Below are 12,668 nucleotides of genomic sequence, written 5' to 3' on the forward strand. Positions count from 1 at the left end.
TTTTAAATCAATTTGCCTTATGATTAAATTCTGGAACAATTACCTTTAATACTTCAAGGGGATTTTCTGAATGAAGAAGCTCTTGCAATTGAACATCTAATAAAGCCTTATCATAATGTCGAGATCCTGTAACAAAAATTGAGCTATATTTTGTTTGCATATCATGTTCATCTATTAAAAGTTCTTCAAAAAGTTTTTCACCTGGTCTAAGCCCTGTGAATTCTATGCCCAGATCTTCCTTGTCATACAGTTTTAACATTTTGCGAGCCAAATCAACAATTTTAACAGGACGCCCCATATCTAAAACAAACAGTTCTCCTCCTTTTGCAATAGCTGCTGCTTGAAGTACAAGCTGGCATGCTTCTGGAATAAGCATGAAGTAACGTGTTATATCAGGATGTGTTACACATAAAGGTCTATTTTGCGCAATAAGCTGCTGGAATTTAGGAATAACACTTCCACTTGATCCTAAAACGTTACCAAAACGAACAGCTGCTATCTCTGTCATTTTGGAATCAACATTCATAGCGTAAATCTCGCATATTCTTTTCGTTGCACCCATTACATTTGTCGGACGTACTGCTTTATCTGTAGAAATCAACACAAATTTTTCAACATTATATTCAATGCTCACATCAATACAATTTTTTGTACCAACGACATTATTTAAAATAGCCTGTTGTACATTTTTTTCAACCAAAGGAACATGCTTATACGCAGCAGCATGAAGTACGACATGAGGTCTAAATTGATCAAATATTAAAGCCATTTTTGCTTTATCAACTACGGATTGTAGAATTGATTCAATGTTTACAGGTAAAGCACTTAACGATTCTGTGATTTGATACAAATTGTATTCACTATTATCCACTAAAATAAGTTTTTTTGCACCAAATTCTGCACTTAATTTTGCCAATTCACTACCGATACTTCCACCAGCACCTGTAATCAATACTGTTTTATTTTTTATGAAGGCTTTGATAATGGCAGAATCTAAATCTTTAGGCTTACGAGCCAATAAATCTTCGATGGATATATCTTTGAGACCATCTTCTTTATTCCCTAAGAGCTTCACAATTTTAATATCTTTAACACCCAAATCTTTTAATTTTTCAAACAACTCATTCAGTGCTTTTGGTTCATATCGTTTAGCGACAATAACACTTTGTATACCTTCATGTTTGATAATTTTGTCTATCTCCGCCAAATCATGCACTTTTATATTAGATAACAGTGTCCCTACCATTCGATTATTTTCACTCAAAATTGCGACAGGATAATACTCTATATCGCCATTCAAAAAACTCTTTACAATCGAAGATGCTTTTTCATTAGCACCTATGATAATCGTTTTATTTGTAAAATTTTTCTTTTTGCGCTCCATCCATAACCGTTTTGAAAATCTCATTCCTCCTATAAAGACAACAGAGATAAAAAAATCTATAAAAACAACACTGCGAGGAAACCCTTCTTCCATGATGAAAAAGAAGACTAATGAAAAAATGGTCATTGAGATAAACAGAGCTTTGAGTATTTTAACCGCTTCATAAATACTCATAAAACGCCATGCTACTCTATAAATATTAACACTATATAACGCCATAATTTTCAAAGGAAGCACCAATATTAATGCTTTTATAAAGCCTTCATGCATCTCTTGAGGTATAACAAAACCAAATCGAAATAAATAGGCTATCCATAATGATGCAACAATCAGTAGACTATCGCTTAGAAGAAAAAACACCACTCTTTTTATAGGCGAAGGAGCAAAGATATTCATAAAAAAGCCTTTTTTGTATCAGCAAACTTCAAAACACCCCATAAAACACCTATAGTGGCGATGAGAGCGATCCAATAACTATTTGGATTTAGGAAAGAAAGGATAACAAAAAAAACTAAATTTAACCCCATACCAAACAAGACTACTTTGTTATGAGCCCATCCAGATTGGTGTAAGCGTTGGTATATATGCTTTTTATGTGCCTGAGAAAGCTTTTCTTTATTTTTCCAACGCCTATAAAGCGTTACGGTAGCATCAAACCAAAACAGAGAAAGAATGGTTAGCCAACCCATAAAATAAGGTGTATCTGCTTGAGAAAGTGCTAAAGTGGCAAAGAAAAAGCCCAGTGTTGCACTACCAACATCACCCATAAAAATAGATGCTTTATGCCAATTAAACACTAAAAACCCCAAAGATGCACACGCGATGATCAGACCTAAACGCACATCAAAAAGCATAAAAGCGACAAACCCTACGAAAATAGCTTCGCTTCCAGCATAACCATCGATACCATCTAAAAAATTATAAAGATTTGTCATCCAAATGATAAATAAAAATGCAAGGATATTGAGCCAAAAACCATGGAGTTCAAACATGCCAAGATTGACACGCGTAACCCCCCCCATCAGGTAAAGAGCTAATAAAGCGCAACACATTTGAACTATCAATCTCACCTTAGCAGACATCGGTGAAATATCATCCCATAAACTGACACATACAAGAGGCAATAAAGGTAGTAAAATTTTCGCTTCACCTACCATAAAAGCACCAAAAGCGATGGTCACAATGATGGCTAAACCACCACCTCTTGGCGTTGGAACAGTATGAGAACTTCTTAAATTTGGCATATCAAGCAACTTTTTTTTCAAAGCAAATTCGCGTATCGTATATGTGAGTAAAGCTGACAATAGAAAAACAATAGACTCAAGCATTTTTCACAATCTCCCTAATTGCCTCTAAATAAAGAGCGTTAATTGTCTCTTGAGAAAATACCGTTTCAACCTTTGTATATCCATTTTCACCCATTTTTTTAATTGTTTCAGAAGGGAGAGAGAGTATTTTGACAAACCCTTCACAAAGTGATTCTGCTGAAGCTACTTTCACCAAAAAACCATTTTCGCCATCATCAACAACATCCCTACATCCTGCAGTATCTGTTGTTATAATAGCTTTTTTTGCACTAGCAGCTTCAAGTAAAACCCTAGAAAGGCCTTCTCGATAACTCGGCAAAACCACAACATCGATGCACTTTAAAAAGTCTTGAATAACATCGGTAACACCTAAATAATGCACCAAACCTTCTTTTCCCCACACTTCAATACTCTCTTTGGAAATACCACTAGGATTTCCTTCATCTAATGCTCCCGCCAAATAAAACACCACATCTGTTTCAAAAGAATAATTTTTTCGCAATAAGCGTATTGCATCAATATATTCTAAGATTCCTTTATCTTTAATCAATCTTGCAATAAGGCAAAAAGAGACATTTGTGCTATCAGTTTTTGCACAGTCTGCAAAGTTTTCAACATTAACACCAGACCCAGGAATATAGCGAGCTTGAGTAGGTGTTACCATACCCGTATTAATAAACAAACTCTTGTCTTCACTATTTTGAAAAAAAACAATTTTTGCAGATGTTAACCCAATTTTATAGAGTGATTGAACTAACAATCTTAACCATGATTTTCCCAAAAAACCAGACCCAAGTCCATTAATAGTACTAATCACAGGGATACTCATCATGCGAGCGACAAAATTTCCAAAGATATTGGGTTTAATAGAATAACTCAAAATAATATCAGGCTTAATACGTTTATAGACGCTAAAAAGAGCATACATATAACAAATTTCAGCTAAAGGATTAAGGCTTTTTCTGCCTATTGGTATTTTGTAAAATTCAATACTATAGTGGTTTAATTTTTCCAAAGAGAGATCTGAAAAATTATCGGTATCAGAGACACACACAACTTTGTATCCAGATTTTTGTAAAAAACGTATCAACTCCAATCTAAAATTAACAATTGCCCAAAGCACATTGGCATGAATAACAATACATTTCATACGTTCTTTCTCCAAACCTCTAAACAATACATGCTCCACAACATTTTTGCACGTTTTTCTGCTGAAACATTAATTTTATTGGCAAGTAATGCATCAATAAATTTTTTGTCAATAAAAGAACTTGAATAACTCTGCGTGCCAAGAGCATCAAAAATATTTTCTTTCAAATCATTTTCAACCCACTTTTTCAAAGGTACTTCAAAACCTCTTTTGGGTTGATTGATCAGTTCGCTGGGAAGATATTTTTTAGCTAACGTACGTAAAAGATGCTTGGTTTCTTTACCATTAATTTTACATGTAACGTCAAGAGAAGGAGCAAGTTCCAGCATGTATTTACTTAAAAAAGGACTTCGCCCCTCTAAAGAATGCGCCATCGTTGCAATGTCCATTTTAACAAGCAGATCACTGAAAAGTAAAAGTTCAAAATCAAGACATAACATTTTTGACAAATCATCGGTATTTTGAGACCATATTGATCGTACAAAATTATCCATTTCTTGAAACTTTGCGTTATTCTCAAACGTATAAACATCTTCAAAAATATCATTTGTCGCAGAGCAATAAAAATCCAAACCTGTTTTTTTAGACATTGACAAAAGTCTATAAGCATAATTATAAAGTGATTTTTTATCGTGAGGTTTTGGCAAAACATCTGTTAAGCATGCAAAATACCGTGCATAATTTAGCCAACCATTGGCAAGAGGAACATAGCGTCTGTATCCGCCAAACAACTCATCCGCACCATCCCCATTTAGAATGACGGTAAGATGCTTTTTTGCTTCTTGAGAAACATAGTAACTAGGTATGGCAGAAGAGTCAAAAAAAGGCTCACCATAGCCTCGCAAAATAGTTTCAATATCATTTTTTAAATTCATTGAAATATCAATTTGCGTATGTTGTGTGCCATACTTTTGTGCTGTCAATAAGGCTAAGGACGACTCATCAAATGCACCATTGAACTTGACGGTAAATGTCTTTAAATCCGAGCGATATTCACTTGCACACGCGACAATTAATGAGCTATCGATTCCACCACTTAAAAAAGCACCTACTTCTAAATCAGAAGATAGAAGTCTCTCTTTAACACTCTTTTTGAGAGCCTCTTCTGTACGTAAAAGTCCCTCGTGCAAACTTATTTTCTCATTTTTAAGATAAAGATCAAGCATATTAAAATAGCTCTTTTTCTTAAGTGCAAGCGTTTGCAAATCTATTTCCAGAAATGTTCCATTTTCAATTTCATAGACATTTTTATAGGGAGTATTCTGTTTGTAAAAAAATCCACTACGCAAATAAAAGTAAATATTTTGCTCATCTATTTGTAGGTTTGGAATAACACTTTTAATAGCATTGAGCTCACTTGCAAAAAAAATCGTCTCTTTTTCTTGGTAAATATAAAGCGGTTTTTTTCCAGCTCTGTCTCTTGCTAAAAAAAGTTTATTGGATTCTTTATCTAAAATAGCAAATGCAAACATTCCATCAAGTAAATCAAACATTTTTTCTTTGTATTTGATGTACATGTAAAGCAGTGTTTCGGTATCAGAAGAGGTCATAAAATCGAATTCGCACAAATGCTCTTGGCGTAATTCCTGATGATTATAAATCTCACCATTAAACGCGATAACATAGGAATCAATACTCAAAGGTTGTTGACCATGTGCCACATCTTGTATGGATAAACGCGTATGAAAAAGCGTTACATTTTGATAAGAAATTTTTGATTGCTCATTTGGTCCTCGATGAAACAGAGAAGAAAAGACTTTTTCTTCAGAAAAACTCCCATTTATAGCGCCTGCAATTCCACACATTTCCAATTACCTTTTTAGTTTATACACTTTTGCAAGAGGTGTTAAAATTGTAGCTTCAAACAACTCTGGATCATAATTCTCAAGTACATACAATTGAATAAAAAGAGAGTTAAACATATCATCATCCAAGACTAAAAAGCGATTGTAATCTTTCATATAAATCACAAAAAAAGCCCCTTCTGAATTTACATGTAAACTATTTTTAGCCAATTTTGCATCTGCGTCATACACAGTTGTTATAAATGTATGAACGGGCAATGTTTGATTTCCAATGAGAAGCTGCTTCCCATTTTTATAAAAGAAGACCCCATTGCCTAAATCAATTTTATCCCCCAAATCTTTAGATGGTGTCCCCACATAAAAAAATGATTGTTTTTGCTGTTGACCCGTTTTTAAATCGATAGTACTAAAAAGTGCTACCGTAGGTAGAATTTGTAACATTCTATCGGGTAAGTAAAGATAAATATCACGCGTTTTTTCTGGTAATATCAGCTCTTTATCGCCTAAGCTTTGCAAAAACAGTGTAACATTGGTTTCTTTATAATCGTGTATCATCGCATCAAGTCCACCACTTTTAGGTCTTTCGGTATATTCCACAGCCAGCCTTGCCATATTTGCGCCAGATATTTGATCACTTATAAGTGAAAAACTAACTGGGAAATTAACACTACCTGAATGCTTTCCCCCATCAATTAATGTTTTCACATCACTATAATAGCGAATGGGATAGCCATAATCCCACCATGCAACAACATAATCTTCCCTTTGTGCTATGGTACTCAATGCGTCAAGTACTTGAACTTCATTTTTAACAAAAACGGTTGGAACACTGTATCTTACAATATGTTGTAAATTTGGGAATAACATTACCATAGTACCTATGCCTATCAAAACACCATAGGCGACTCGTTGAGCTTTTTCTGTAAAAATATTTTGTATAAGTTGAGCACTTAAGATAATTAAAAAAGCGATACCTATTGCCATGAATGGTACTGCAAAAACTGTAAATCTAAGCCCTCCTCTAAGAGCGAAAAATCCTAAAACTACCATTGGCAAAGAGAGCATCGCAAGTTTATATCTATAAACAAACATGCTATATCCAAGAACAGACAAAAGAAATCCTATGGTACTCCCACTAAGGCGATGTGCAAACGTTTCAAACGGGATATCTCCAGCTTCTCTTACTGTATTTAAGACTTCAAAATAATTAAAAGTATACCCTGCGGCTATATCATTTATCTCAGTTCTTGTGAAATATTCACTATGAAGAACGCCCATCAACCAACCATACCCACCCCACACAAGATAAAACGAAGCACCTATGAATAAAATTGCTAATAAATTTTTCATATTCAGCTTCTCTTGTGCATATACAAACAGAATATTTACTATTCCAATAAGAACAAGTTTTACTGAAACATCCAGAGCCATTAACGAAATAATAAAAATTGATATAAATTGGTAAAAATGTTTGTTTTTTCGTTCGAATAAAACCATATAAAATAGAGTCATTACAAACACTCCATTGCCTACATGTAAAACAGCGGGATGCCACAACATACCAAGCGCAACCAAGGAAGGTGCCAAAAAGAGAACTTTCGTACGTTGTGTTTGCAAAGCATAAATACTCGCACACACAACTAAAAGTGGTAAAACCACTACAAGCATGTCTGTATCGTAATAACCTGTCATTGTTCGATTGTAATAACTTACCGCAATACTACCAATCAATGCTGCAACAAACCCTACACCATCTTGCTTAAAAAGCCGTCCAAACCATAGGATTGGAAAAACGACTAAAGAACCGATAAATGTAGGCATAAAAAGGATTAACGTCTCAAAGCTTACAGGTACAATGTGTGCTAAAAATGCTGTCAACAAAGACAAAGGACTCGCCACGGGAGAAAGGTCATTGACTTCATGACCACCATGTAAAATATCTCTTGCACCTTCGGCAAAATAATATCCATCGTTGGTGTTAATCATCAATTGATCATTCCACATGAATTGGTCAAAGCCATTGAATTGGGAAACCCAAATCAAGCGAACCCCAATACTAAAGATATATGCCAAACCCACCAACACTAAAAATACAGAAACTGGCATTGACTGAGAATGGCTTGTCAGTATAGGGCGAATCTTCATCTAAAATATTTCCTTTGTTGAATATAATTTTTAATCACCCTTAGTCCGTATTTTCCAAGAGAAAAACCAATAAAAAAAAGATACTGGGCATACGTTATTAAGCCATTTTGAAAACAAAAAGAATAATTTGCCAACTCACCTTTTTCCATCTCCCACATTTTAGAAGAGAGCCCGCTTTCGCCATACGCTCTTTTATGTAGTCGTGTTAAACTCGGCTTTAACATAAAGTATAAAGGCTCTTTTTTTGAAATTTTAAGCCAAAGATAGTAATCTTCAGAATACCTCTGCCCATCTAAGAATCCCCCGACTTCATTAAAAAGCTTTTTTTCTACAACGGTGCAAGGGGTTGATGTTCTGTTCGAAAATAAAAAATCTTTAAAATCATACTGTTTTACCAATAGATCTTTTGCTTGTGAAAAAGGATCAAAGGTATAACTCGTTGAGAGAAATTTTACTTGATACTGCTGGATGAATGCGTATTGTATTTCCAATTTATCCTCTCGCCATTCATCATCAGCATCTAAAAAAGCTAAAAAATCTCCATGAGCATATTGCGCAGCTATATTTCTAGCCGTTCCTGCACCTCTGTTTTGCTGATATATATAGTGGTATGAAAGATGATTTTTATCTTGAAAAAACTCTTTGATTACTTTACATGTACCATCTTCACTACCATCGTCAACCAAAACGATCTCAAAATCATGAAACGTTTGTGTAGCTACAGATAAAAGTGCTCTTACAATAGTTTTTTCACAATTGTAACAGGGAATAATGACTGAAAATATCATAATGCGTATTCAAGTCTTGGCATCAATTGATATTGGACAAAGATACTTACGCTACACACAAATTTATCTCTACTTTGCAAAGTTATCTCTCATTTTAAAATACAATGCCATTATAAACATACTTAATATTTGAACGATATGATAAATAAAAGCAAAAGAGAAAGCATCTTCTTCATTGATACCAAAATATTTCATCACAAAAACAATCGTTGCCTCATAAACTCCAATACCTGCGGGTGAAGATGGTAGAGCAAGACCAAAAGCGGAGATAACAAATACGACAAAAACTTTTGAAAAAGGTAACTCAAAATTTGAAAAACTGTTAATGAATCCGTACATAAAAAGAACATATAGCATATATAAAAATGCTGTTACAAAAAATGCTTTAGCAAGTTTTATTTTTGAAATTCTTAAAATATTTAAAAAGATTTTAATTGCAAAACTTTTTATGGAAAGAATAGGAAGCTTTTTGAGTAAAAAAAGTGTTATTTTTTGATATTTAATTGCAAGATAGAAAACGATTGATCCAAATGCAAAAATGAACATTGCAGGAATTAATACCTCAACAAATTTTGCTTCATTACCAAAAGAAAATAGTAAAAATGTAAAAATAATCAAAAGTAATAAATCTAAAAATCTTTCCATAATAAGCGAACTATAAGAACTAGCAAGCTTAATATCAAAATAACGTTTTAAATAATATGGCTTATACAGATCCCCTGCTCTAGCAGGAGCAATCTGATTAATAACCATTGAAAGAAGATTAACTTTATACGAATCATAAAAACTGATTCTATTATCTGAAAGAATCTGCCAACGAAACGCTACCAACAAAAAATTGCATGCTGTTATCAAAAAAACATAAACAATTGTCATTAAATGATATGTTTTAAGACTATTAAGTAATAGATTGATGTTAATATTAAAATAAAGGTAGGCCAATGCTAAAATAACAATCGATAAACTAATTACCTTACTTAGCAAAGTTGATCTTCTCTTTGCTGAAATACACTATATAAAAATTGATTTGCATAACCCTACTTAATGAGGAATTTTTTCCTTCAAAGCCAAATAATCATAATATCCTAATATTTTACGTTCAAGGTGCTTGATATCGTCGCTGGCTATGATTTCTATTCTTTTTAAGCGTTTGAAATCAATATTTGCCTTCGTATTAAGACCAATATGGCTAGAAGAGACAATATTGTACCCAATTTTACTTGTCAAAAAGATAGTATCTGCGTTGTATGAGCCATGTGGATAGCTCACATGTAAAACTTTTGCTCCAATAATATCTTCTAACATTTTCTTACTTTCGGTTAATTCCATCTCTTGTTCTGCATAATTTAATAAGCCTAAATGTTTATGTGTCATCCCATGTGTGCCCAAGGTACAAAGTGAAGAATTGGCAAAAAGTTTTATATCTTCTTGACTCAAATAATCTTTTTGACCAATAGTTCCAGTTGTAATATAAAGTGTAAAAGGAATGCAATATTTTTCACAAATTTCTAAAGCATAGAGATTATCTTTATAGCCATCATCAAATGTAATAGAGAGCGTTTGGGCATCGAGTTTATCTTTATAGTCTTCATTTAAAGCAATAATCTCATATTGTTCTTTTAAAAAAAGCATATGTTCCACAAAACGCTCTTTTGTAATTGAAATGCCATAGCTATCATGTGGTAATTTTGATCCTATGGAATGATAAATCAAAATACGATTACCGATTTGAGAAGTGTGTTTATGATAAATATTAAAATACACGTAAGCAAGTTGGTCTTTAAGCATTTTTTTGAAATTCATAGATAAAACCTATTGATCAAACAGCTTAACATTGTGGAGTTACTAATCTCCCATTCTCCTAGCTTCTCGACAATATCACCCCGAAGACCATTTTTGAAAGAAAAAACATTTGGATTCAATAAGGGATCAATGCCTGATATATCATACTTGCTACAACCTAACTCTTTGGCTTTTTTCAACAGCTCAAATAACAGAACATGAGAAGAATAACTTTCTCTTCCTTTATCAACAGATGCAGCCCAAAAATCGATAGCAATACTTTCAAAATATAAAAAAGCCCTTATCGCTACAACATTCTCATCAAGTGTTGATTTTGCTATGATGATTCTTTGACCTAAATGATTTTGTATCTGCATAATTTCTTTTATTCTTGGTAAAGTAACTTCTTTTAAACCTTCAAATTTACGAAAAATAACATCTAATTGATCAACGGATGCCTTATCCAAAAATGAAATCTCTATATCTATATTTTTGTCATAACCTCGTTTAAGATTTTTTCTAAAATTAGCAGAACAACCACTCATAAGTTCTTCAACACTTTTTTCCAAGTTGATATAAATAGTATAATCGCTATTCATCTTTTGGCAACTCTTTTTCCAACCTGAACTATACAAATCTAAAGAGTCATTGAAATCTAAACTATTAGTAAAACTCGTTTTTATAAAAACATATTTTATACCAAATGTCTCTTGTATAAATGCTATAAACTTTTCTTTTTCAAAACAATCAACTGAGCCTGCAATACTTCCAACACACCAACCAACAAAAACATTAAACTTTTGTTTATAGGTTATTTGGAGATAAGCTAATTTGCCATTTTTATTGGCCTTAATGCTTGCTATTTTCCAACCCAGATTATTCTTATATTCGCCCCACTCGTAAATTTGATACGCAGAAAAGTTTTTCTCTTTGGCAATGGCTTGATTCCAAGATTCTTTATCTTTAATTATTTCATATTTTGGCATCTTTCCATTTACCTTTTAAATTCAAGTACTTTTTTATAAACTATCTCTTTTCCATGTTGACCATCTGTATAATCATACTTTTTAATTTCGTTATACAAATGTGGATTATAAGATCCAAACACTTCAATACTATTCTTTTTTGCAAATTCCATAATATAATCTTCAACCTTTAAAATGATCCCAAAAACATTATGACGTGCAAGAGATGGATAAATATCTGGGTTATAAGGGTGTAAAAAAAATACAATATCTACGCCATTTTCTTTTAAATAATGAATAAATTGTTCAAATGTTTCTGTATTGGAAAGAGTCTTAAAACCAAGAAGTTCATAATATTTATCTTCTACCGCTATCTGTTTTTTTTCATTGTTTAATATTTTTTCTATTTCCGCATCTAAAATATCAGGGTAATAATGTGTTCCAAATTTATCTAACACATAATCATTCATACCCTGATGATTCGACACAATAGAATATTCACTTTGATGATTCAAGTTTTTATAAAAAAACAGTATATTTTCTTTCGTATATTCAAAATTAACTAAGTTCTTGTATTTCAAAAGATCTATTTCCTGCTTTTCCGAACTTTTTAATCCCAATAAACTTTTTAGATTCTCTGCACCATTAACTCTATTAAATATCCAGGGGTCTATCCCTATCATAATCTTTTTTGGCAGACTACCCTTTACTTTATATTCTTTAATAATATCTATCATATCACCTAATACTGCACCACTTACTGCATGATTATAATATGAGATATCTTGATTATCTCGAATAAATTCATATTTTATGAGCATACTTCTTGAAGAGCCTAATACTATCATATCAGGCTCTTTCTCAAATTTTCGAATGATTATTTTTTGTAAAAGCTTCTCGTCATAATTTTTTAACCCAAGAATACTATTCCCTTTTATCATCTCACTAGCAACATTCGCTAAGTACAGCTTTTGGTTAAAAAATCCTGCGTAATCTATCTTATAATTAAACCCTGCAATTAAAAATATAAATATTATAGAAAAAAGAAAAAATTTAAATGTTAATACTTTATACATATTCATGTTAAAACCTAAAATATAAAAATTCTGATGGACCGCTAAGTTTAATCAAGCAAACCCCAAAACAAAAAATTACAAGATATAGCCATTTGCTAATTTTTGCATCGAACAAACTATTACTATTTTTAAATCCCGTAACTAAAATAAAACCTACCATTATCATGAATACAACTATTATAATATCACTTGCAACATTCGCAATTGCACCACCAAAAGAGATATTATATACTTCTAAAAAAGCCAGCTTATTTCGAAGAACCTCA

The 12,668-nt window shown here is 32.5% G+C and carries 11 protein-coding genes; all 11 read right to left on the reverse strand.

The genetic code is table 11. The annotated features are described in order from the left end of the window. Positions 1 to 7 precede the first annotated feature (7 nt). Positions 8 to 1,780, reverse strand: a complete 1,773-nt coding sequence (locus tag SAR02S_RS12420) for a nucleoside-diphosphate sugar epimerase/dehydratase (RefSeq protein WP_156961479.1) — start codon at positions 1,778 to 1,780, stop codon at positions 8 to 10. Continuing rightward, entirely contained in the window at positions 1,777 to 2,628 is an 852-nt protein-coding gene (locus SAR02S_RS12425) for an MraY family glycosyltransferase (protein ID WP_198133110.1), read from the reverse strand. Before SAR02S_RS12425 ends, SAR02S_RS12420 begins: the two co-directional genes overlap by 4 nt. A 76-nt stretch (positions 2,629 to 2,704) precedes the next feature. Next, positions 2,705 to 3,841 (reverse strand): glycosyltransferase family 4 protein, encoded by a 1,137-nt coding sequence (locus tag SAR02S_RS12430; protein WP_041960201.1) that lies wholly within the window; start codon positions 3,839 to 3,841, stop codon positions 2,705 to 2,707. After that, positions 3,838 to 5,646, reverse strand: a complete 1,809-nt coding sequence (gene asnB, locus SAR02S_RS12435; RefSeq protein WP_041960202.1) for an asparagine synthase (glutamine-hydrolyzing) — start codon at positions 5,644 to 5,646, stop codon at positions 3,838 to 3,840. The genes SAR02S_RS12430 and asnB overlap by 4 nt, the downstream gene beginning before the upstream one ends. A 6-nt stretch (positions 5,647 to 5,652) precedes the next feature. Beyond that, positions 5,653 to 7,791 (reverse strand): STT3 domain-containing protein, encoded by a 2,139-nt coding sequence (locus SAR02S_RS12440; RefSeq protein WP_052433638.1) that lies wholly within the window; start codon positions 7,789 to 7,791, stop codon positions 5,653 to 5,655. Beyond that, the gene (locus SAR02S_RS12445) at positions 7,788 to 8,579 is read right to left on the reverse strand and encodes a glycosyltransferase family 2 protein (protein WP_041960203.1); all 792 of its coding nucleotides are present in this window, start codon (positions 8,577 to 8,579) and stop codon (positions 7,788 to 7,790) included. Before SAR02S_RS12445 ends, SAR02S_RS12440 begins: the two co-directional genes overlap by 4 nt. Before the next feature lie 69 nt (positions 8,580 to 8,648). Then, positions 8,649 to 9,563: a lysylphosphatidylglycerol synthase transmembrane domain-containing protein gene (locus tag SAR02S_RS12450; protein WP_041960204.1), complete on the reverse strand. Its 915-nt coding sequence runs from the start codon at positions 9,561 to 9,563 to the stop codon at positions 8,649 to 8,651. Between the two features lie 57 nt (positions 9,564 to 9,620). Beyond that, entirely contained in the window at positions 9,621 to 10,382 is a 762-nt protein-coding gene (locus tag SAR02S_RS12455; RefSeq protein ID WP_041960205.1) for a polysaccharide deacetylase family protein, read from the reverse strand. Further along, the gene (locus SAR02S_RS12460) at positions 10,379 to 11,347 is read right to left on the reverse strand and encodes a peptidoglycan bridge formation glycyltransferase FemA/FemB family protein (protein ID WP_041960206.1); all 969 of its coding nucleotides are present in this window, start codon (positions 11,345 to 11,347) and stop codon (positions 10,379 to 10,381) included. The genes SAR02S_RS12455 and SAR02S_RS12460 overlap by 4 nt, the downstream gene beginning before the upstream one ends. A gap of 8 nt (positions 11,348 to 11,355) precedes the next feature. Next, entirely contained in the window at positions 11,356 to 12,408 is a 1,053-nt protein-coding gene (locus SAR02S_RS12465; protein ID WP_041960207.1) for a hypothetical protein, read from the reverse strand. A 1-nt stretch (position 12,409) separates the two neighbouring features. After that, a partial coding sequence (locus tag SAR02S_RS12470; RefSeq protein WP_041960208.1) for an MFS transporter occupies positions 12,410 to 12,668 on the reverse strand: 259 nt, incomplete at its 5' end.

Source organism: Sulfurospirillum arsenophilum NBRC 109478 (genome assembly GCF_000813345.1).
GTDB lineage: Bacteria > Campylobacterota > Campylobacteria > Campylobacterales > Sulfurospirillaceae > Sulfurospirillum > Sulfurospirillum arsenophilum.

Excerpts from the sequence above, each read along its gene's own strand:
- asnB (WP_041960202.1), bottom strand. The coding sequence starts at position 5,646 with ATGTGTGGAATTGCAGGCGCTATAAATGGGAGTTTTTCTGAAGAAAAA.
- SAR02S_RS12465 (WP_041960207.1), bottom strand. The coding sequence starts at position 12,408 with ATGAATATGTATAAAGTATTAACATTTAAATTTTTTCTTTTTTCTATA.
- SAR02S_RS12430 (WP_041960201.1), bottom strand. The coding sequence starts at position 3,841 with ATGAAATGTATTGTTATTCATGCCAATGTGCTTTGGGCAATTGTTAAT.
- SAR02S_RS12420 (WP_156961479.1), bottom strand. The coding sequence starts at position 1,780 with ATGAATATCTTTGCTCCTTCGCCTATAAAAAGAGTGGTGTTTTTTCTT.
- SAR02S_RS12425 (WP_198133110.1), bottom strand. The coding sequence starts at position 2,628 with ATGCCAAATTTAAGAAGTTCTCATACTGTTCCAACGCCAAGAGGTGGT.
- SAR02S_RS12440 (WP_052433638.1), bottom strand. The coding sequence starts at position 7,791 with ATGAAGATTCGCCCTATACTGACAAGCCATTCTCAGTCAATGCCAGTT.
- SAR02S_RS12460 (WP_041960206.1), bottom strand. The coding sequence starts at position 11,347 with ATGCCAAAATATGAAATAATTAAAGATAAAGAATCTTGGAATCAAGCC.
- SAR02S_RS12445 (WP_041960203.1), bottom strand. The coding sequence starts at position 8,579 with ATGATATTTTCAGTCATTATTCCCTGTTACAATTGTGAAAAAACTATT.
- SAR02S_RS12455 (WP_041960205.1), bottom strand. The coding sequence starts at position 10,382 with ATGAATTTCAAAAAAATGCTTAAAGACCAACTTGCTTACGTGTATTTT.